This window comes from Maribacter cobaltidurans (assembly GCF_002269385.1).
GTDB classification, from domain to species: domain Bacteria; phylum Bacteroidota; class Bacteroidia; order Flavobacteriales; family Flavobacteriaceae; genus Maribacter; species Maribacter cobaltidurans.
In genome coordinates, this window is record NZ_CP022957.1 from 485,945 (window position 1) to 507,871 (window position 21,927).

The 21,927-nt window shown below is 40.2% G+C and carries 16 protein-coding genes; 4 read left to right on the top strand and 12 right to left on the bottom strand.

Annotated elements, in window-relative coordinates; genetic code table 11:
- Positions 1-10: 10 nt before the first annotated feature.
- Complete coding sequence (locus CJ263_RS02050) at positions 11-2,581, top strand: M1 family metallopeptidase (protein ID WP_094995735.1); 2,571 nt, start codon at positions 11-13, stop codon at positions 2,579-2,581.
- 15 nt (positions 2,582-2,596) lie between these two features.
- Here the strand turns inward: CJ263_RS02050 and guaB are convergent, their stop codons facing one another.
- The 9 genes from guaB to CJ263_RS02095 all read right to left on the bottom strand — a co-directional run bounded on the left by guaB (position 2,597) and on the right by CJ263_RS02095 (position 16,474).
- Positions 2,597-4,069: an IMP dehydrogenase gene (gene guaB / locus CJ263_RS02055; RefSeq protein WP_094995736.1), complete on the bottom strand. Its 1,473-nt coding sequence runs from the start codon at positions 4,067-4,069 to the stop codon at positions 2,597-2,599.
- 171 nt (positions 4,070-4,240) lie between these two features.
- On the bottom strand, positions 4,241-6,712 hold the full coding sequence (locus CJ263_RS02060; protein WP_094995737.1) for a TonB-dependent receptor domain-containing protein: 2,472 nt from the start codon (positions 6,710-6,712) through the stop codon (positions 4,241-4,243).
- A complete protein-coding gene (locus tag CJ263_RS02065) occupies positions 6,693-8,060 on the bottom strand; it encodes an HTTM domain-containing protein (RefSeq protein WP_094995738.1) in 1,368 nt (455 codons plus the stop codon). The genes CJ263_RS02060 and CJ263_RS02065 overlap by 20 nt, the downstream gene beginning before the upstream one ends.
- On the bottom strand, positions 8,060-9,190 hold the full coding sequence (locus CJ263_RS02070; protein ID WP_229702347.1) for an imelysin family protein: 1,131 nt from the start codon (positions 9,188-9,190) through the stop codon (positions 8,060-8,062). The genes CJ263_RS02065 and CJ263_RS02070 overlap by 1 nt, the downstream gene beginning before the upstream one ends.
- Before the next feature lie 56 nt (positions 9,191-9,246).
- Positions 9,247-10,536: a DUF4856 domain-containing protein gene (locus CJ263_RS02075; protein WP_094995740.1), complete on the bottom strand. Its 1,290-nt coding sequence runs from the start codon at positions 10,534-10,536 to the stop codon at positions 9,247-9,249.
- A 219-nt stretch (positions 10,537-10,755) separates the two neighbouring features.
- Positions 10,756-11,931 (bottom strand): FG-GAP repeat domain-containing protein, encoded by a 1,176-nt coding sequence (locus tag CJ263_RS02080; RefSeq protein ID WP_094995741.1) that lies wholly within the window; start codon positions 11,929-11,931, stop codon positions 10,756-10,758.
- 22 nt (positions 11,932-11,953) lie between these two features.
- Entirely contained in the window at positions 11,954-14,821 is a 2,868-nt protein-coding gene (locus CJ263_RS02085) for a PVC-type heme-binding CxxCH protein (protein ID WP_094995742.1), read from the bottom strand.
- 8 nt (positions 14,822-14,829) lie between these two features.
- On the bottom strand, positions 14,830-15,477 hold the full coding sequence (locus tag CJ263_RS02090; RefSeq protein WP_094999066.1) for a 3-keto-disaccharide hydrolase: 648 nt from the start codon (positions 15,475-15,477) through the stop codon (positions 14,830-14,832).
- A gap of 127 nt (positions 15,478-15,604) precedes the next feature.
- Positions 15,605-16,474, bottom strand: a complete 870-nt coding sequence (locus tag CJ263_RS02095) for a hydroxymethylglutaryl-CoA lyase (RefSeq protein WP_094995743.1) — start codon at positions 16,472-16,474, stop codon at positions 15,605-15,607.
- Positions 16,475-16,608: 134 nt separating this feature from the next.
- On the opposite strand from CJ263_RS02095, the gene CJ263_RS02100 reads away from it, so the two are divergent.
- Complete coding sequence (locus CJ263_RS02100; protein WP_188669410.1) at positions 16,609-17,025, top strand: Dabb family protein; 417 nt, start codon at positions 16,609-16,611, stop codon at positions 17,023-17,025.
- A 7-nt stretch (positions 17,026-17,032) separates the two neighbouring features.
- Here CJ263_RS02100 and CJ263_RS02105 read toward each other — a convergent pair whose 3' ends face one another.
- Positions 17,033-18,073 (bottom strand): quinone-dependent dihydroorotate dehydrogenase, encoded by a 1,041-nt coding sequence (locus CJ263_RS02105; protein ID WP_094995745.1) that lies wholly within the window; start codon positions 18,071-18,073, stop codon positions 17,033-17,035.
- Between the two features lie 75 nt (positions 18,074-18,148).
- On the bottom strand, positions 18,149-18,595 hold the full coding sequence (locus tag CJ263_RS02110) for a hypothetical protein (protein ID WP_094995746.1): 447 nt from the start codon (positions 18,593-18,595) through the stop codon (positions 18,149-18,151).
- Between the two features lie 68 nt (positions 18,596-18,663).
- Between CJ263_RS02110 and pepT the strand changes: the two genes are divergently transcribed.
- The gene (gene pepT, locus CJ263_RS02115; RefSeq protein WP_094995747.1) at positions 18,664-19,890 is read left to right on the top strand and encodes a peptidase T; all 1,227 of its coding nucleotides are present in this window, start codon (positions 18,664-18,666) and stop codon (positions 19,888-19,890) included.
- 4 nt (positions 19,891-19,894) lie between these two features.
- Positions 19,895-20,494 carry a YdeI/OmpD-associated family protein gene (locus tag CJ263_RS02120; RefSeq protein WP_094995748.1) on the top strand — a complete coding sequence of 200 codons (600 nt, stop codon included), beginning with the start codon at positions 19,895-19,897 and terminating at the stop codon, positions 20,492-20,494.
- Positions 20,495-20,510: 16 nt separating this feature from the next.
- Here CJ263_RS02120 and CJ263_RS02125 read toward each other — a convergent pair whose 3' ends face one another.
- Positions 20,511-21,860: a Gfo/Idh/MocA family protein gene (locus tag CJ263_RS02125; RefSeq protein ID WP_094995749.1), complete on the bottom strand. Its 1,350-nt coding sequence runs from the start codon at positions 21,858-21,860 to the stop codon at positions 20,511-20,513.
- Between the last annotated feature and the right edge of the window lie 67 nt (positions 21,861-21,927).

A 21,927-nucleotide genomic window follows, 5' to 3' on the forward strand; every position in this document is an offset into this window, starting at 1 on the left:
TACTCAAACTATGCGTTTCTTACCAATTCTACTTTCCGCTTTCCTATTTATTAATTGCAGTCCAAAAAAAAGGGAAAACTACAATCCCGAAAACGGTGTACCGCTAAAATTGGCGCAAATAAGGAAAAATCAAGTTTCCAATGTAAATTACAACCTAAGTTTCAACATACCCGAAAGTAAGGAAGAACCTATTGACTCCAAATTGTTACTGAAGCTTTTCCTGAATAATTTAGAAACACCCCTATTTCTGGACTTTAAGGAGGAATCTGACCATCTTAAAAAACTTACCGTCAACGGTGCACAGATACAGATTATTCATGAGAACGAACATATTAAAATTCCTTTGGACCATTTAAAAGAAGGAGAAAACAGCTTGGAAATCGATTTTTGGGCAGGAGAGTTATCCCTAAACCGAAATGACGAATACCTCTACACCTTATTGGTCCCAGATCGGGCCAGAACCCTTTTTCCATGTTTTGATCAACCCAACATTAAAGCAGTTTACAAATTAAGTATTACCGCTCCAAAGGCTTGGCGAGTAATCACTGCCGCTCCTCAAATGGAAGAAATAATAAAAGAGGGATTTATAGAACATAGGTTTGGGCAGTCGGATAAAATAAGTACCTATTTGTTTTCCTTCGTTGCCGGTAAATTCGAATCGGCAGATAGGCAAATTGATAATTTCCCTATGAACATGTTATATCGTGAAACGGACGAAGAAAAAATAAGTTACAGTCTAGATTCTATTTTTCAACTACATGAAAACTCCAAAGTGTTTCTACAGGACTACACGAACCACCCTTTTCCTTTTCAAAAATTGGATTTTGCCGCCATACCCGGTTTTCAGTATGGGGGAATGGAACATGTGGGAGCAATACAGTATAGGGAAGGTTCCCTTTTTTTGGATGAAAGTGCTACGGAGAATAGGAAACTGGGCAGGGCAAAACTAATCGCCCATGAAACGTCCCATATGTGGTTTGGGGATTTGGTCACGATGGATTGGTTTAATGACGTGTGGATGAAGGAAGTCTTCGCTAATTTTATGGCGGATAAGATCGTAAATCCGGCGTTCCCTGATATTAACCATGAGCTGGCCTTTATGGTGGGGCATTATCCAAGTGCATATGGGGAAGACAGAACAAAGGGTACCAATCCTATCCGTCAAAAGTTGGAGAACCTCAACAATGCCGGTTCCCTTTATGGAAGCATCATTTACAATAAAGCACCTGTAATGATGCGGCAATTGGAGGCCGTCGTCGGAAAAGAAAAATTCAAGGAAGGTATTCGAGAATATATAGATACTTATCAAAACTCCAATGCGGACTGGAACAACCTTGTTCAGATTTTGGACAGACAAACCGAAAAAGACCTATTACAATGGAGCGAAGTTTGGGTAAATAGCTCCGGCAGGCCCATTTTTACAGATAGTATTTCCTATGATGCCGATGGCATTATTTCCCATTTTGAAATACGGCAAAAGGCAGAAGATGGCTCGGATCACATATGGCCCCAAACTTTTGATGTATCATTGGTATATCCTGATGGCTCCCAAACTTTCTCGATAGACATGAGTCAAAGTAAATTGGATGTAAATGAAATTATTGGCAAACCTAAACCGATTGCTTTTGTCTACAATTCCAATGGTATGGGGTATGGGGTTTTTCCCACTGATATGACCTCCCTACAAATAATTGATAAAATTAAGGACGAAACCACAAGGGGATCCATCTATATCAATGCCTATGAGAATGCCCTAAATGGAAATATTTCACCTATGGAACTGATCGAGTTTTACGAGGACCGTCTATATCTTGAAAAAAATGAACTTTTATCGAATTTACTATCCGGATATTTGCGGTATATCTTTTGGAAATACCTCTCTTCCGATGAGCAACTTTCCGAGCAATCCCGAATTACCGAAAACCTCTGGATGCAATTACAAAATAATTTACCTCCCAATAAGAAGAAAGTACTCTTTAACACTTTTCGCTCTTTGGCCTATAATGGTGAATCCATAGAGCACCTTTATGATGTTTGGTCGAAAAAAATGGAAATACCCAATTTACGACTCAACAAGGACGATTATACTGAAATTGCAATGGATCTGGTCCTTTACCAACATCCAGAAACGGATGAAATAATCAAAAGGGCTAAAGACGCCATTGAAAATCCGGACCAACAAGAACGTTTTAACTTTCTACTTCCCTCCCTATCCAGTGATGAGGCCGTTAAAGGCAATTTTATGGCATCGCTTCAACTCGAAAAAAATAGGGCAAAAGAGGCATGGACCGCCACCGCCTTGGATAATATCAATCATCCGCTGCACGAGAAATTCGCCCTGAAACATTTAAGGGAAAGCTTAGATCTTTTGGATGAAATTCAAAAAACTGGCGATATTTTCTTTCCAAAACGCTGGCTGAGCAGTACCATTGGTAATCACACTTCAGAAGAGGCCTATCAAATTATTCAAGATTATTTGAAAGACAATCCCAACTTAAATCCTTCCTTAAAAAGTAAACTATGGCAAGCTGCGGACGACCTAAGAAGGGTCCAACTTTTAGAAAAACCTGTAAAACCTTAAAAAACGAATAAACATCTATCTGCTATAATTAGGAGATTCCTTGGTGATGGTTACATCGTGAGGGTGGCTTTCGTTGATACCACTGGCTGTTATCTTTACAAAACGGCCCGTTTCCTTTAGCGTTGCAATATCCTTCGCTCCACAGTAGCCCATACCCGCCCTTAGACCGCCAATAAACTGATGGATACTCTCGAATAAATCTCCCTTATAGGGAACACGACCAACAATACCTTCGGGCACCAATTTCTTGATATCATCCTCAACATCCTGAAAATATCGGTCTTTACTACCTTGCTTCATGGCCTCTACAGAGCCCATACCGCGGTAACTTTTAAACTTCCTACCTTCATAAATAATGGTCTCACCAGGTGATTCCTTGGTTCCCGCCAATAATGACCCTAACATCACAGTATCCGCTCCTGCAGCAATCGCTTTGGGAATATCGCCTGTGTAGCGTATACCTCCATCGGCAATAACGGGTACTCCAGAACCTTTAATGGCCGCCGAAACTTCTAGAACCGCCGAGAATTGTGGAAATCCGACACCAGCCACAACTCTGGTAGTACAAATAGATCCAGGGCCTATTCCTACCTTGACAGCATCAGCACCGGCATCGACCAAGTATTTGGCGGCCTCCCCGGTAGCAATATTACCTACGATGACATCCAAATCCGGGAATTTTTTCTTGACCTCCTTCAATACGGAAACCACACCTTTGGTATGGCCGTGAGCCGTATCGATTACCACGGCATCCACACCGGCATTTACCAAGGCCTCTGCCCTATCCACAGCATCCATAGTAACCCCAAGAGCCGCGGCAACACGTAACCTACCGTATTGGTCTTTGTTCGCAATGGGCTTTTGGGTGAGTTTTGTGATATCCCTAAAGGTTATCAATCCAATTAGTTTGTTATCCTTATCTACTACTGGAAGTTTTTCGATTTTGTGCTCTTGTAGAATATCCTCAGCTTCAGAAAGCGAAGTACCCTCACCGGCAGTAACCAGATTTTCAGAGGTCATTACTTCTGAAATGGGTCGGTCATTATTTTTCTCGAACCTTAAATCCCTGTTAGTCACAATTCCTATCAGTTTTCCTTCATCATCTACAATAGGAATACCGCCAATACTGTGTTCTTTCATATTGGCTTTGGCATCCTTAACCTTGGAATTCAAGGGCATGGTGACCGGGTCCAATATCATACCACTTTCAGCTCTTTTGACCTTTCGGACTTTTAGCGCCTGTTGCTCTATGGTCATATTTTTATGAAGCACACCTATTCCCCCTTCCTGGGCAATGGCAATCGCCATACGTGATTCCGTAACCGTATCCATTGCGGCCGAAATTATGGGAACATTAATAGTTATGTTTCTTGTAAATTTTGATTGAATGTTTACCTCTCTGGGTAAAACTTCGGAATATGCTGGTACCAAGAGTACGTCATCATAAGTAAGACCTTCTCCGAGAATTTTGTTAAGGTGAGCTTCCATGGCAATTAAGGATTTAATTGCGTGCAAATATAATGAATATAATTGGTTTATGGGGTTGGCAATTGGCCATTAAAAAAGCCGATAGCCATGCGTTTTATTTTATCATCAAAATGCCGAATCCAATTTAAACCTTCAAGCACAAAATTACCAATCCAATATTCGTTTTTGACCTTAAATTTTGAACTGTAAAGTGGTATAAAAAGTTCTGGGCTCAGAAGGAATAATCCCCGGTCCGGGATAACCTGTAGCCCTTCGGGTGAAATAACTATTGTTCAACACATTATTGATCCCCGCCTCGAGCTTCCATTTTTTATAGGTGTATGACAAAGAAAAATCCAGAATATCGTAAGCCGGAATTTCCCCTTCTATACCCCTTTGATTATCATTTATATCCCTAGGTGCGTTGGTTGCATCCGTAAACTGTTTGGACAAATAGGTATATTGTAAACTACCCAGCAGATTTCCGTATCCAAAATTGAGCCCTGTCTTTAGATTGATGGCTGGAATAAATTCAACCTTATTACCTTCTACATTAGTACTTTCCGATGATACATATTCAGAATCCGTCAATGCCAAGTTCATGAAATAGTTCATTTTCAATTTCTCCTCCGCTGGAAAAAAAGTTTCCTTAAGACTCCAGTTTGAAAAGCTTTCCAAACCATAAATAAACGCGGTTCCTATGTTACCACGAAAACGAATCACCCTACCCGTTTCCACTTCTTCGCCAACGGCATTTATTCGGGTTTCATTTTTAAGAATCTCACCCAATCTATTATCATACAAAAGTCCAAATGCACTTACATCATAGGATAAAACGTTCTTGTACCTTCCACGAAACCCGACATCAGAAGTAAAACCATTTTCATCACTGATATTTTTATCTATTTGAAACGAAGGATTTACTACACGTATATCGCTAAAGGTAACCGACCGATAATTTTGCGAGAAATTACCATAGAATTCAATGTTTGGGTTTAGTTTGTAGGTGGCACCTAGACCAAGAAGAAGGAACGTCCTATTAAACTCCCTATTATCTTGGACATCTTCGTTCAACAAAGGGTTACCCGCCAAGTCCAATACAATATTCTTATAACTTCCTATACTTTGTGTTTTTATATGTTCCAACCTAAATCCTGGGGTAAGGGTCAACTTGGAAGTAACATTAAAAATATTTTCGCCAAAGAAGGCGAGGTTTGCATTTGGAAAATCAAATTCTGATTGTCTTTCATAGTTGGGAAAATCTTCATCGGCAAAGTTAAAATCAGCATTGGTATCGGCAGACCCAGGACCCTGTCTTTGATCATTATTGGTCCTATAAATTTTAGACCCCAATAGAAGTGCTGACTGTGAATCTCCCAGCTTATATCTCGTGAGTAAACGGGCCTCTGCACCCCAGTTTTTAAAATTGTCCACTAATAATTCCCTTGGTTCCTCGAGGTCGTCCGGTTGCGATACCCTATTGGTCCTAAAGCCTAGAGCGCTTCGGGAGGCATCCAATCCAAATATATTTAGACTAAAATCGGTATTTGTGGAAAATTTATGGTCCAAGCGTGCCGAATATAATTTCCAACTTACATCGAACCAATTCCTACTTCTGTTGCTATAGGTCGGGTCTTGAATGAATTGTGCATCTGTAAGTCCACCCGGCTGTTGTGCCAAATAATCCAAAAACGTGGTCTCAAGAGTCAGTTTTGTCCTATCCGAAACTTGATAACCCACATGCGCATAGTAATTTCGGCTATTGTAATTCGAATTTGGCCTAAAACCATTGCCTTCCTTATAATTGAAATAGGTGTAGTAACTCAATTTCCCTACGGTTCCACTCAGACTGTTAAAGCTTGTTTTGAGATCATAAGAACCCAAAGTCTGTCTGCTCACCCATTCTATCTTCTTTGAAGGATTGGGTGCCTTAAACTTAAAGTTGACAAGTCCACCAAATTGCGTCCCATACTGCAAGGAAGCGGCACCTCGTACCACCTGTATTTCCTCTAACGCTTCCGCCGGAGGTGTATAGTAGCTTTCGGGATATCCCAAAACATCGGCACTAATGTCATAACCGTTCTGCCTTGTATTGAAGTTGGCCGTTCTATTGGGGTCCAGTCCCCTTCCCCCTATATTTAATTGTAGTCCCGCATCTCCATTATCATAGATATTTAAACCGACTACCTGACTGTAAACCTGCCTTGAGTTGTTAGCTGCCATATTTCCGGTGATACCTTCCAACAATACAACCTCACTTTTCTTTCCTGCATAGATAGCCGTTCCATCCACTTTTTTCAGTTGTTTTAGCTCAAATATTTGCTCTCGCTTTTGGGAAAGTACCACTTCCGATAAATTTTGGGTCTTCAGACGCTCCAGTCTTAAATTAAGATTAGTGTCTTCCCTAATTGTCAATTCCCTTTCCTGAATTTCAAACTCATAGGCAAAAATTACCAAGGAATATTCTCCCGGTGTTATATTTTTAAAAAGAAAGCGTCCATCCAAATCCGTTGTCTCCAGACGCTCTAACTGTTTCATATAGATTTCCGCATCAACTACGGGAACTCCTTCCGTATCCACAATTGTACCGGATAAATTAACTTGTCCGAATGCTGAAAATGTTATTAAAAACAATAGTATGTAGCTATATTCCCTTAATTTCATCTTTAAATGGTGTTATCCAGTTTTTATGTAAAAACGATTCCTTTTGACTTGTCAAATCTATTTTGGGGTCTATGAATTGCGTACTTAACCTTCCATTGAGACTCACCTTACAATCCACATAAACCTCAACCGACTTATGGCCATCCTTCTCAAAATGATTTTTTAAGAAATGGGCATATTCCAAAATAAAATCCGGTTGAAATGCCATTTGTTTTTCCTGAAAAGGGGTCAAAAAATCGGAGTTGTTCACATAGAACCAGCGTCCTGTGTCCCCATTGACAATCTTAAACTGTGCGTAGCCTGTCTTCTCCATTAGCATAACTCTCCATGAAAACCTGTACCCTTCCTCGGTCCAAAAAAGTTCCCCGGGATAAAGAAGATATCTAAAAGGAAATGTCAATTGAATTATGAAGAAAATTGAAATTAACCCCAAAACAAATTTTCTCCTTAATGGTGATCGGTACTTGAATGCCATATTATTTTTAAAACGACCTACGTCAATTTTGAAAATTTTTGCCACTCCGTTGAGGATTCTTTGGTGAACATCCGCATCAAAAAATATGAGTGCTGACACAATCATGATGTAGGGAAACATACCGATGGGAAACAAAACCCGTGTAAGCACATGAAAGATAATGACCAACAAAAATGCATAAGGGCGGGTCCTTTTCACCAATAGTAAAAACGGTATGGCCAAATCGTATAAAGCCCCGGACCAACTGAACGCATATTGTACCCATTCCTGCCCCAACAAACCCCCTATATACGGTATATCAAATTTTGATGGCAACCATATTTTTAAGGGCATGGCCTTGAGCAACCAATCCGAATTCAGCTTGGCAAGACCGGCATAAAAGTAGACAATGCCTAAGAGTAATTTTATGCTATTTACCGACCATGCCGGTATATATTGAAAGGCCTTAGTCCTATTTCTCCAAGCATCTACCGAAAAATAGGTGTTCGCCGGTAGAAAAATCATCAAAAAACTGAGGATACTGATGAAATAATAATGGTTCAAGTAAGTGGTCTTGTCCATCAGCTCTATATAAGTAAAACTTAAAAAGAAAATAACGATTGCCGTTTTATACCGATAACCCAAGGCGACAAAGAATGCCGAAACCCCGCAGACTATAAAAAGTAAATACGTTAAATCACCCAGGGGTTTTATCCATTCAAATCCATAATAGGAAAAAAAGAATTTGGGTTGGATGTACAGTTTATCGATCCATCCATTGGCCCAAAATCTTATGATACTAAAAAGCATCATGAAACCAAAAAAAATACGAAAGACCGCCAAAGGGGCGGCCTCCATAGGAGCTTTAATATATTTCTCAATAATCGATCCCATTAGTCACCGTCTGCGTCCACAAAATCGATACTGATACTCATAGCAGAAACCATATCCACCTTTAACAAAGGAACCGCTTTTTGCACTTCATCATAGGCAAGCAACATATCGGTCGGGGGATTATTATTCTCAATCTCACCTCTAAATGTCGACAGACCCAGAACAGCCTCTCTGGCCAAATCAAACTGTTTGTTTATCAATAGGGCTAGGTCCTCTCCGTTTTTAACTGAATTTAATTCGTCCAGATAAGTGGCCAAGCTTTCACCGTTCCCATTGGTACCAAAAGATTTACCGTTAAAAAAATTTTGAACAGCATTCAGTCCTTCCAAAAACAAGGTTTTGGAAATATCGCCTTTATAATAGGCCTCAACATTTTGAGGCAAAGGGCTACCCGAAAATACCCCAAGTGGTATACCCATTTTACCCGCTCTTAGATATTTTTCAAAGTAGAAAATATAATCATTGACCAACCTATCCACAGAAGCTGTTGCAGATGCACCGTCATTGGCGACGAAGGTATCCCTATAACCGCCTGTCCATTCGCTTAAAACACTATCAGTAAGATTTACCATGTCATCTACTACGGAATTTAAATAAGCGAAAAGTGGTTCTTTTTCCGTGCCATTATAGCGAGTAACAATGGCGGCATCATTTTCCCCCAGGCCATTAATAAGATAATCCAAGGCGGGGAAACCTTTTGCATCCCTATTGGAGGAAAGTGAAAGATCGTAATTATCATTAATGATAAAACTTTCTATCTTTTCGCTATCCGTAGGATAAATATTCATGTTCAATTGGTAACCAACACTTTCAGCTGGACCAATTTCAAACATGGCCACATGCTGCCAAGTCGTATAAGCCGCAATCCATGATGAGCGCAATTCAATGAGGTTAGTTTCATTCACATCGGATTGGTAGGCCTCCAAAGAAGCTTTTAAGGTTGCCAAATCCGAAGAGAATTCGGTATAGGAGGGTATAATTATATTGTCCGCCCAATTAACGAGCATACTACTTCTTTCAAACATCTCCCCTTCTCCAGGCGATGGGTTCGGTTCTCCCTCTCCTATGCTATCATCCGAGCATGCCCCTATTATGGCAAGGATACATATTATACCAAAGAATTTTTTCATCATAACGTTTAACTATAATCTTAGTATTGAAAAAACTGAATTAAACTTATTTCTTTTTATTCTGCGGCCTGTGCTACCGTAAAGTCAAACCTAGCGGCGATTGCCTCAGAAATTGTATCCAAAGTATCTGGGGTTACATCCCAAAGTCCGTTTTCACCATCTTCCAAAAGACTGGTCAAAAAAGCTTCGGTTTCCGATTTTGAAAAATAAGGCTCCCCGGTATTTGGCTTCCTAGTAAATTGGAGACTATAGATGAAACCATAGGCTTCTGAAAGGGAATGAAAAGCTCCACCATAGTTGGGAGTTTCCAAGGATAATTTTGATTTGCCTCCTTGCAAGTAATAAATGGCACGTATGGCGATTACTTTTGAAATATTCTCCCTAATGATATTGGCCTGTTGATCCCTTACATCATATTTTTTGGCGACGATAGCCGCACGACCAAGCTTAAAGGCTTGGAATATTTCATCCGCGATTCCAGAAAAATCATCATCGGAATCTGCTCTTTCAATGTACTCGTTCAAGAAACTGTCAGCTCCTAAATCTGCATTCGGATTAGAGGGATCCGCATTTAGACCGTAAGCGTATCCGTAAGCTTCATCCCATTTATGCTCCATCGTGGTGTAGGGTTTACCTTCTTCTACAACTCCCTCGTCATTGTTATCAATATTTTCACCCTCGTCCAAAACCGATGGACTTAAGTAATTGTTCAACATCTGGTCCGCCATTAAACTACCGATCAATGATTTGGCAAATAGCTGGTTGTATTCCAAACCTTGACCACTTACATACCTAGTCCGCTCCCCATCCGCTATTTGTCCTGCCGTACCTGCTGCAGCGGCTACTTCCCAATTTGGATATACCTCGTTAACCTGTGCACTAATGAAGCCATCCACCTTTGTTCTAATCAAGGCTTGATCCGTAGCATTGGTAGAAAAATAATCTGCCGAAGCTGCAACCTTACTCCGTAAACTTTTATCAGAAGCATTTAAGGAGGCATCCTCAAAGTCGTCCGCGCCTTCCTCATGTGCGAACATACCTGTTAACTTTTGCAATGAATTAGTTGGAACATTAAAGGTGGAAAGTAGTTCCTGCCCCATTTTAATTCGGGTTGTTTGACCATCAAAGCTTACCGTATTTTGACCGTCCCTAGTAAAAACATAATTTGTTGGGTTTTCAATTGCTGTTTCACAGGGTGCACAACTACCTCCGCAATCAACTCCCGTTTCATCTCCGTTCATAACACCATCTGCACAGGTTGTTATATCTATACCGTCGTCATCCGAGCTACAAGAGATAAAAAAAATACCTGTAAAGAGCATTAATGAATATGTAAATTTCCTCATCTGATTTTATTTAAGTTTATTTAGACTTGTTTTAAATAGAGTTGCAAACCTAATACAACTTTTAAAAAAACACAAGGTTATTTGTAATAAATCTAAATAAAATTAATTATGAGATTCAGAAGGCGTGAAGATGCCTAGAAAGAACTAGTGGGCTCTTCTTGGCAAGTGTCTCTTGGAGTTAGAGTTACAAAAAGATAATATTGAAAGACAATACTATTGCTATTCCGCAGAAATCCTGTTCTCAAATAGGAATACCCCATTTTTGTTAGATATTACTATATCCGCTTTTCCATTGCCGTTAACATCCCGAGCTACAATGTTAAGTCCGGCCCCGGAATCATCGTCCAAAATATGCTCCTTAAAGTATGGTGCAATTCCCGGGGTAAACTCAAACCATAACAAGTATGGAGTATCGGCATCTCCTTCATCCCTACCGTTGTGCGCCAAAAAACGCTTGCCTGTAATATAATCTTCCTTGCCATCACCATTAAGGTCGGCCATTATAGAAGAATGTGTCTGGGCGGTGGTTTCGCTCATCAAATGAGTATTAAAGCTACCGTCCTGAAGCTGCTCATGCCACCAGATTCCCAATTTATGGGCCGATGCACTTACGACATCCTGCTGGCCATCGCCGTTTACATCCAATACCTGCATATGGGAACAAGGTTCCCCCAAGCTTGTTTTATGAAATTTCCAGTCCCCGGATGATTTATTCTTTTTTCCCTCAAACCAACCATCTGCAATTACCACATCCTTTATACCGTCTTTATTCAGGTCCCCATATCCTATTCCATGCGAATACCTGTCCGTTCCAGGAACATTTTCAGCACTTAAGGCATGTCTTTTCCACTCTTTTTCTCCACTTTTCAAGGGTGCTTGCAGCCATACAATTTGCTTTTTTTCTACGTCCCCACATAAGATATCCAAGCGACCATCCCCATCTATGTCCACAAAACCGGGTGATTCATTAGCTATACCCATGGAATCGGCAATCATATGTTTCTCCCACTGCTGATTTTCTACCTTGGGGTTTTCAAACCAAAAACCTGCCTTTCCCGGATAATCAATAATAACCACATCGTCCCATCCATCTAAATTTACATCCATTCCCAAATTTAGAAACGACTCGCTATACTCTTCATAGGGATCAAATACTCTTGAAGGTGCCAACTCATGTTTTTCCCAATTTGGAGCTTCAAACCAATAGTACCCGGCAATAATATCTAAAAGGCCATCTTTGTTTAAATCGGCAACCGCCACACCCTCAGATATAAAATCCCGTGTCAATACCGTTTTCTTAAAATTACCTTCTTCAACATTCTGTCCAAATAGGGAACACGTAGCTATCATACAAAACAACCCGAATTGAAGCATGGCAAACGTTACTTTTTTCATCTTTTATTATTCTTTTTAGATATTATTCGGTCAATAGGGAATCGATCATACTACTATGCGCTATGGCTTTTTCCGAATTTTTATTTTTAAATTTTGTCAATATACTTTTTGAGGTAACACTCTTATCGGAGGCAATCTTTCTAAGGGTATATTCCAGTATCGTACTGAATTTGGATTTTTCCGCCAAATCAAGCATCCTTTCCGCATCTAACTCTGTCATGGGTTCCGCGGCATACCAAAGCATTAAGGGAAGATTGTGATCGTCTACATCCTCTTCACGCTGTAGCAATGCTCCTAAAATCTCCCAGCGCTTGGATTCTTCCATACGTTGCATTGCCGATGCAAGGTACAATCTCACTAAGGGGGATTCATCTTGTTTTGCCATATCGACAAAAACTTGTAAGGTTTCATCCAAAACTTTTTTGTCCTCCATGGCAAGTTGTACCGTCCAGCTTCTCATATATTCATCCTGATCACCTAAAAGCTCATTTACGTAATTTTCATCCAAACCATTGGTTACATGAAGTGTCCAAAGTGCCCTCAACCTTTTGGTAATATCAGGGTTTTCATCTATAATTTTCTTTAGTGCCGTATGGATTTCCGGATTGCCTCCACGCTCCTGCAAAATAGTCCTTGCTTGGCGAACGTACCAATCATTACCATGTAACTGATAATTTACCAATTCCATATCCGAAGCCTTGTATAAATCTTCTTGAACCCATTTATCGTTATTGTGGGAAATTTTAAAGATACGTCCCAAAGTTTTGTCATGAACATCAGGATTTGGGCTATGACATTGATTCTGGTCGTACCAATCGATTACATATACGGATCCACTGGCATCATATTTAAAATTCAGCCACTGCGACCAAGAGTCGTTCATGATTATAAAATCCTTTCTATGCGATGCCACGTAACCCGAACCTTCCCTTGTAAGCTGGTCGTTGTTCATAATGGCTCCGTTAATATTGTTCATGAATATGGTATTGCGATATTCTTTGGGCCAAGTATCTCCCCCTAAATAAATCATAGCTCCTGCATGGGCATGTCCGCCACCGGCAGCGGCCGACCTAAAGTTACCGGCATGAGGCCCCCTATCACCTAAATAATGCCTATGATCGGCAATAGTTTTTATATCATCATAGGTATATGGGTTAAAATGCTCGCCCCCTTGGCGCTCGTACCTTGCACCTTGAATAACGTGGTACATATGAGGAATAACACATACCGTAATAAAGGGGTGACCGTAATCATTAAAATCAATTCCCCAAGGATTGCTTGTGCCATGGGAAAACACCTCAAATTCATGCCTTGTTGGGTGATATCTCCATACGGCAGCATTCACTTTTGTTCTTTCGTCCTCCGGTGTCCCCGGTTTTCCCACCTTAGAATGTGTAAAAACCCCATGAACCCCGTAAAGCCAACCATCCGGTCCCCAACGGAGATTGTTCAACACCTCATGTGTATCATCCAAACCCCAACCATCTAGCAATATTTCCGGTTCTCCTTTAGGTTCATCATTTTCAAAATCGGTAGGGATAAACATTAGATATGGTGCGGCTCCCAACCAAACACCACCCATACCCACTTCAATACCACTGGCCATATTGAGGCCTTCCATAAACACCTTTCTTTTATCCAAAGTACCATCGCCATTGGTATCCTCAAAAATAAGGATACGGTCCCTGCCCTTGCCTTCCTCTGCCGGAACAGGATATGTATGACCTTCAACTACCCAAAGTCGTCCGCGAGCATCTATGGTAAAGCTTATGGGACGTACCACATCCGGTTCGGCGGCAGCAAGAGTAATTTCAAACCCGGCGGGCAAGGTCATGGCCTTTGCCGCCTCCTTACCCGAAAGACCAGCGTTGATTATTGGGTCTAATGGCGGCATTACAATAATATCCTCCTGTTTCAATTCATTATCAAATTGGGGTCTCACCGGATAAAACAAAAAATCGTCAAAACTAATATGGGCCAATTCATCCGGTCCGATGTAGGGTATCGGAGAAAGTCCAGTCTCATTATCTATAATCCGAATAAATATTTCCCTATCCAGATATTCGGTCAAATCAACCACTACTGGTTGCATATTGGTCCTTCCCTGTCCGGTTGTTTTAAAGATTACTTTATCATCATCCTTGGAAACCAATTCTACCCTTGTTTCCTCCATAGCTCCACCGGAAACCTTAAAGGAGGCGAAGGGATGTATGACCGTAAAAGGTATCGAAGTCAATATCCCTGTTTTTTCAGAATCTTTGGTGCCTCCGCTACTTACAAAGTAATCGCCGTCAAACCCAATCTTGGTGTTTAGCTTATGAATGGAATCCGCTCTGGTAAATAACGGATTTTTAAAGGCATCGCCCTGGCCTTTCCAATCACTCAAATTTCCTCTTTCAAAGCCAACATTTATCGGTTTTCCATTTTTAAAAGGAACTATGCCGGCAATCACCGATGTGCTAAAATTACCATCCACTATCTTGAATTCGCCAACCATTCCTGCAGCACGGTGACCCGGAACGGTGCAGAAATACGTGTCGTCAGAATCTGCCCAAAATGTAATACTGGCACTCTCTCCAACTTCGTTCAAGGTTTTACTTGTTATTCCCAAGTTTTCCATGGATATGTCATGCGTCATATTCTCCATGTTGATAATCGTAATACGAACGCGGTCCCCTTTATTGGCCTTTAGAATTGGATTTCGTGTACCATCAGGTGCAAAATATCCCAACATGCTTGCCTCCAATGTATATTCCCTATTGATTACCGTAGAATCCCTTTCTACACTTTGGACGATTTTCTCTTTTCCTTCATTCTGCTTGCAGGAAGCTACGAACACAAAAGCCAGAACCACTTTTATGTACAGCCTTGCCATTTTATGTTTTTTCATGAATTGTTTTAGTTAGGTTGGGTGTTATTTAATTCTTGAATGGTAATCTCCTTAACGTGTACTTGAGCTTTTCCACCTCCATGAATTTGAATTCCAATCAAACCGGTTTGCGGTATGGTTTCATCTGCTTCTGTATAATCTATGGACTGATGTCCATTAATATAAAGTCGTATTCTTCTATTCTCTGCCCTAATCTCATAATCGTTCCAATCGTTAATTTTGATCCATTCTAACACCTGTGCAGAATCTGGTGCCACCAAAGTCCTGTTTCTTCGGGACTCATCGTAAAGACTTATCCAATACCCCTCTCCAAAGTCGGCCTGATATCCAATCATTTCATAATCCGGATCAGACATCCTTTTGCTCCGAAATTGGATTCCTGAGTTCACAAAACCTTCCTCCCCAAGAAGTTTTATCTTAAGCTTCAAAATGAAATCATCAAAAGTATCCTTTGTGACCAAAAAATAATTATGATCCACTGTTTCAGTTAAGGAACCCCCAACGATTTCTTCATTTTCAATGCGCCAAATATTTAGCGTATCACCTTCCCAACCATGGAAATTTTCACCATTGAAAAGTGTTGTAGTATAATTAGAAGGTGAATCTTGACAAGATGCCAAAAGAAAAAAAAGAAATATCGCAATATACTTTTTCACTAATACTATGAAATTCAAATTCTTAGAAGTAAAGTACAAAAATTATTCTAGTGATTGTATGGCGCTATGCTGACAAATTAAAAATTATAGACTTAATGAAGAAGAGGTACTGTGAAATAGGGTAGAATCAGTGATATTTTGAGAACAATTCGGTCGCCTTATTGTAAGCGGCCTCAAAAACCATCCAATTGACATTGGAATCCGCCTTTTGAGAAGTTAAGTAGGACAGTAACTTTTCGGTGGGCATATTCCCCGTAAGTTCGTCCTTGGCCATAGGACAACCGCCAAAACCCTGAACTGCACCATCAAATCTGCGACAACCTGCCTTATAAGCCGCTTCTACTTTTTCGTGCCATTTTGTGGGTGTCGTGTGAAGATGTGCCCCGAACTCAATATGGGGATAAGCAGGTATCAAATGGGCAAATAAATAGTCAATGGTTTCGGGATCTGAAGTTCCCACGGTATCCGAGAGGGATAAAATCCTTGCGCCCATGGAGGCCAGCTTTTCAGTCCACTCCCCCACAATCTCCACATTCCAAGGATCTCCATACGGATTACCAAAACCCATAGAGATATAGGTCACCACTTCTTTGTTGGCGGCATCGGCAATATTGAAAATCTCTTGAAGCGTTTCCACAGATTCGTCTATGGTCTTATGAGTGTTTCGCATTTGAAAGTTTTCCGATATGGAAAAGGGAAAGCCCAAATAATCGATTTCCGGATGTTTTACGGCATCCTCTGCACCACGTACATTGGCAATGATAGCCAATAACTTACTTTGAGTTCTGGACAAGTCCAATTTGGACAACACCTCGGCCGTGTCGACCATTTGAGGAATGGCTTTAGGGGAAACAAAACTGCCAAAGTCCAATGTGTCAAAACCACATCCTAACAGGGATTGCAGATACCTTACCTTTTCCTCGGTGGGTATAAAATCCTTAATGCCTTGCATGGCATCTCTCGGACATTCTATAAGCTTGACTTTATTGTTGGGCATAACGTAAAAATACAAACAACCATAGGAAATTTAGAGGTCTTTAAAATGAATAATTAGTGAAAGTGTAAATCTTCTTACAAACAAAAAATTTTGGGCTAAACGATTTTTTATATCTTGTTCAAAATTTAAAAGTCATGAAAAATAAAATTTCCGCGATTATTATAATTTTAGCTTGTGTATGTTTTAGCTTCTCTTACAATAATCACGATAAAGATTCTATGAACGAAAAAATGGAACAATCAAACGATAGTGTTCTTAGACATGTTGTCCTATTCAAATTTAAGGATGGTACATCTCCAGAGGATATTAAGAAAGTAGAGGAAGCGTTCCATGCCCTTCCTTCTAAAATACCTCAAATTGCCGGTTACGAATGGGGAACCAACAACAGTCCAGAAGGTTTGGACAAGGGATTCACCCATGTTTTCTTTCTTACCTTTAATAGTGAAGAAGATAGGGCCATTTATTTACCTCATCCAGACCATAAGGCCTTTGGAGCTGTACTTGGGCCACATTTGGATGATGTACTTGTTATGGACTATTGGACGAACTAAATTCTATTTATACTTTTTGTTTTAGGATAGTCTTATTTATTTTTTTAACCAAAATTGGACCTTCGTATATAAAGCCTGTCCATAACTGAATTAGATCGGCTCCTGCGTTTAACTTTTCCAAAGCATCCTCAGGAGAATGAATCCCACCTACCCCTATGATTGGGAAGGCTTTATTACTTTTTTCGGATAAAAATCGAATAACTTCGGTACTTCTATCTCTTAACGGTTTCCCACTTAAACCACCGTTTTCCTCCAAAAGCAAAACATGGGATTTAAGGTTTTTACGTTCTATAGTTGTGTTTGTCGCAATGACTCCATCTATTTTGGTATCGGCAACTATAGCAATAATATCCAAAAGTTGGTCATTGGTAAGGTCCGGTGCGATTTTCAGTAAAATCGGTTTTCTTTTGACCGACTTTTCAGATGCCAATTTCCTATTGGTAATCTCCAGCTCCTTCAACAATCTTGTTAGAGGTTCCTTATCCTGAAGTTCTCGAAGTCCTGGGGTGTTTGGAGAACTGACATTGACTACAAAATAATCCACATGTTCAAAAAGGGCATCGAAACAAATTAAATAATCCTTTATAGCATCATCGTTGGGCGTAATTTTGTTTTTACCGATATTTCCCCCAATCAATACCATGTGTTCTTTTTTTAATCGTTCCACCGCCTCAAATACACCTTCATTGTTAAAACCCATTCTATTGATAATGGCACTGTCTGTCTTTAATCGAAATAATCTTTTTTTGGGGTTTCCATCTTGGGGTTTGGGGGTCAGCGTGCCAATTTCAACAAAGCCAAAGCCAAAACTGGAAAGTTCATTGTAAAGCATTGCGTTCTTATCAAAACCAGCGGCTAGACCCACCGGGTTCTTAAATTTTAATCCAAAAACCTCTCGTTCCAGTCTTTGATCCTCTATAGTGAAAAAAGGCTTTATCAATCCCAAAATTCCAATTCTGGATAACATCTTAATCAAGAAAAAGCTAAAATGATGAACTTTTTCAGGGTCGAACAAGAAAAGTATGGGGCGTATAATCGACTTGTACATGCAGATGTATTTGTAGCAAAAATACGAAGAGCAAGGTTTAAAATTCTCCTATTAACTACAAAACGTCAAAAAATTCTATTCCTGTTTGGAGGGAATACTATCGCTATAAACCTTTGGAACAATGACAAAAGGAGAACGGGAAGCTTGATGGCATAACTCTATATACAATTCATACTGTTTTTGATTAAACAGGGAGAGAATCCGCTTGTCTATCATGGACTGGATGGATTGCATGCTGTCCATTATGCCGCGGTATTTAAGTGCCATTTCATTGAGTTCATCTACGGTATTTTGTGGATGCCTATCGTATAAATTCTTCAATTGATTGTTAAGGATTTCATTTCGGTACTTTAATTCAGCCGCCAGATTTACAAGCTGTTCCTGTTGGCTATCGTTCATTTGAAATATATCTGCAATCACTTCATTTTCAGTAATCCCCACACCCAGAAGACAATCTGCTTGGGGCCTTACTGAATGCGATAAAAAACCGAATAGCAGTACAAGGGCTACATGTAACTTCATCCAAATATTGAATTCTATCTGAACACGAAAATACAATTTAAAAGCTATTTTTGGGAAAAAAGAGATTTATGCAGGACATAATGAACCGTTTTTTGAATTATGTGAAGATAGATACCCAAAGCGATTCTTCCTCGAATATAACCCCTAGTACGGCAAAACAATGGAATTTAGCCAATAGACTTGTTGATGAACTTCGGGAAATAGGAATGTCCGACGTTAGTATCGACGAAAACGCCTATATCATGGCAACCTTGCCGAGCAATGTCGACCATGAAGTACCGACTATCGGGTTTATCTCCCATTTTGATACTTCACCAGACTTTTCGGGAACAAACGTGAACCCAAAAATTATTAATAATTATGATGGTAAGGACATTATACTCCATGAAGAACTGGACATAATCCTTTCGCCCGAGTACTTTGATGACCTTAAACAATATGAGGGGAAAACCTTAATCACTACGGACGGAACAACACTTTTAGGCGCGGACGATAAAGCTGGTATTGCAGAAATTGTAACAGCTATGGAATACCTTATCAATCACCCTGAAATAAAGCATGGCGAGATTCGAGTTGGTTTTACCCCAGATGAAGAAATTGGTAGAGGAGCCCATAAATTTGACGTGGATGCATTTGGAGCTGATTGGGCCTATACCATGGATGGGAGTCAAATTGGGGAACTGGAATATGAGAACTTTAATGCGGCCAGTGCTAAAATCATAGTGAAAGGCAAAAGTGTTCATCCCGGATATGCAAAGGGAAAAATGGTTAACGCTCTTCTTATTGCCAATAAAATCATCTCACTTCTTCCCCAATCAGAGGTACCCGAAAAAACAGAGGGCAGGGAAGGGTTTTTTCATGTGCACCATTTTAAAGGAGAAATTGAACATGCGGAAATGGAACTAATCATCCGCGACCATTCAAAATCCCGCTTTGAGGAAAGAAAGAAACTATTAAACAAAATTGTATCAGAACAGAACGTTATTTATAAGAATGCCGTTCAGTTGGAAATCAAGGACCAATACTATAATATGAAGGAAAAAATTGAGCCCGTTTTTCATATTGTTGAAATAGCCAAGGAAGCCATGGAATCCGTTGGCATAACACCAATCATTAAACCTATCAGGGGCGGCACCGATGGTTCCCAGTTGAGCTTCATGGGCCTACCATGCCCCAATATTTTTGCCGGAGGTCATAATTTTCATGGGAAATACGAATATGTCCCGGTCGAGAGTATGGCAAAAGCCATAGAGGTTATCGTGAAAATTTGCGAACTTACTGCTCATAAAAGCTAACACCATGGATAGGTCTGAAAAATTGAAGGCTTTCTTTTCAGAAGAACATAAATTTAAAAAAGAAGTAAAAAAGCTAAGGGAGATTTTATTGAAGTCCGACTTGGAGGAAACCTATAAGTGGAATTTTCCAACATATACTCTGGATAATAAAAACATTGTGGCTATTGGCAAGTTTAAAAATCACTTCGGTGTTTGGTTCTTTAATGGAGCTTTTTTATCAGACCCATACCAGGTCTTGGAAAATGCCCAGGAAGGGAAGACCATGGTCATGAGACACTGGAAATTTTATAATGAGAATGAAATTGATGAGAAAAAAATTTCGCAATACCTCTCAGAAGCAATCAAAAACCAAAAAAAGGGCACAAGCCTCACCACTAGTAGAAAGAAGAAATCTACCAAACTTGAATTACCCGACCTTCTAATAAAAGCATTTAACGCCAATCCTGAAGCAAAAAAAGCGTTCAACGTACTTACCCCTTATAAGCAAAAGGAATATGTAGAATATATAGAAGAAGCCAAACTGGAAAAGACAAAAATTTCCAGATTGGCTAAAATTCTTCCTATGATATTGGAGGGTAAAGGTTTAAATGACAAATATCGATAACCCTTGTTGGTTGGTTTTAGACCATGGGCAACTTCCAGCCATTATTGTAGTTCGCCATTAAATATGGATTGGCCTCTTCATTTTTGAATTTGCCGGCCGCATCGTCCCAATATATTCTATTACCAGTCTTAAAGGCTACATTACCCATATGTGAAACCAAGGCCGCATCATAACCTACCTTTATGGGTGCCGTTAACTTGGAGGCGTCCCTACTTTTAACCGCATCCATGAAATTTTTGGTGTGAAGGTCCAAACCACTTTGTCCTCCATTGTCAAAGGACATGGCCTCCATCTTTGGTATTCCTTCCTTACCCCAACCTTGGAATTCCTCCTCGGGAATCACTTCCCATCCTTGTCGGTCCAAAACCAAAGTTCCATTATTACCTATAAAGGCAATACCATGGTTTCTTCCATAGTTACCACCATCGATACCTGTGGCGTGTTCCCATAAAATAGAAAAACCATCATATTCATAAACGGTTTGCAAAGTATCTGGGGTTTCTGATGCATCATCAGGATATGCAAACTTACCACCCAAAGCCATTACCGACTTTGGTGTGCCTGCTTTCATTCCATAAAGAGCGTAATCTATAAGATGCACTCCCCAGTCCGTCATTAAACCTCCCGCATAATCCCAGAACCATCTAAAATTAAAATGAAAACGGTTGGGATTGAACGGTCTTTGCGGAGCTGGCCCCAACCACATATCATAGTCCACTCCCGCCGGAGCTGCACCGTCTGGTAAAATGGGTACAGGCTTCATCCAACCTTGATAGGCCCATGCCTTGGCCAATCTTATCTCACCGAGCTTACCGGAGTGCACAAAATCTATTGCGTCTACAAAATGGGGTTGGCTTCTCTGCCATTGTCCAATTTGCACCATCCGATCGCTAGCCCCAACGTAGTCCAACATGATATTGGCTTCCTGAACAGAATTCGCAATGGGTTTTTCACAATAGACATCCTTGCCTGCCTGGAGGGCATCAGTCAACTGAAGGCAATGCCAATGATCCGGCGTTCCGATAATAGCAACGTCAACATCCTTATTTTCTAAAAGCTTTCTGTAATCCTTGTACCATTTTGGTTTTTTGATACCTGCCTTTTCCAAATCCGCCGTTCGCGCTTTGAGCACATTCTCATCTACATCACATAGGGCAATGACGTTGATGTCACTCATTTTTAGAAAGGAGGACAGGTCCGAGAAACCCATACCATTACATCCAATAAGTCCCACATTAATGGTATCATTGGCACCCACCTTTTTTCTCATTGTCGCCAAAAGCTCCATTGGGAACATAAAACTCGCTCCGGACACGATTAAACCAGCCGTACTCTTTTTTATAAAGTCTCTTCTATTACGTAACATTTTTGAATAAATTTTAATATTTGAATATAGCGATTTTAAAAACAAAAAGAGGCATCAATCCTAAATT

Excerpts from the sequence above, each read along its gene's own strand:
- CJ263_RS02050 (WP_094995735.1), top strand. The coding sequence starts at position 11 with ATGCGTTTCTTACCAATTCTACTTTCCGCTTTCCTATTTATTAATTGC.
- guaB (WP_094995736.1), bottom strand. The coding sequence starts at position 4,069 with ATGGAAGCTCACCTTAACAAAATTCTCGGAGAAGGTCTTACTTATGAT.
- CJ263_RS02060 (WP_094995737.1), bottom strand. The coding sequence starts at position 6,712 with ATGAAATTAAGGGAATATAGCTACATACTATTGTTTTTAATAACATTT.
- CJ263_RS02065 (WP_094995738.1), bottom strand. The coding sequence starts at position 8,060 with ATGGGATCGATTATTGAGAAATATATTAAAGCTCCTATGGAGGCCGCC.
- CJ263_RS02070 (WP_229702347.1), bottom strand. The coding sequence starts at position 9,190 with ATGAAAAAATTCTTTGGTATAATATGTATCCTTGCCATAATAGGGGCA.
- CJ263_RS02075 (WP_094995740.1), bottom strand. The coding sequence starts at position 10,536 with ATGAGGAAATTTACATATTCATTAATGCTCTTTACAGGTATTTTTTTT.
- CJ263_RS02080 (WP_094995741.1), bottom strand. The coding sequence starts at position 11,931 with ATGAAAAAAGTAACGTTTGCCATGCTTCAATTCGGGTTGTTTTGTATG.
- CJ263_RS02085 (WP_094995742.1), bottom strand. The coding sequence starts at position 14,821 with ATGAAAAAACATAAAATGGCAAGGCTGTACATAAAAGTGGTTCTGGCT.
- CJ263_RS02095 (WP_094995743.1), bottom strand. The coding sequence starts at position 16,474 with ATGCCCAACAATAAAGTCAAGCTTATAGAATGTCCGAGAGATGCCATG.
- CJ263_RS02100 (WP_188669410.1), top strand. The coding sequence starts at position 16,609 with ATGAAAAATAAAATTTCCGCGATTATTATAATTTTAGCTTGTGTATGT.
- CJ263_RS02105 (WP_094995745.1), bottom strand. The coding sequence starts at position 18,073 with ATGTACAAGTCGATTATACGCCCCATACTTTTCTTGTTCGACCCTGAA.
- CJ263_RS02110 (WP_094995746.1), bottom strand. The coding sequence starts at position 18,595 with ATGAAGTTACATGTAGCCCTTGTACTGCTATTCGGTTTTTTATCGCAT.
- pepT (WP_094995747.1), top strand. The coding sequence starts at position 18,664 with ATGCAGGACATAATGAACCGTTTTTTGAATTATGTGAAGATAGATACC.
- CJ263_RS02120 (WP_094995748.1), top strand. The coding sequence starts at position 19,895 with ATGGATAGGTCTGAAAAATTGAAGGCTTTCTTTTCAGAAGAACATAAA.
- CJ263_RS02125 (WP_094995749.1), bottom strand. The coding sequence starts at position 21,860 with ATGTTACGTAATAGAAGAGACTTTATAAAAAAGAGTACGGCTGGTTTA.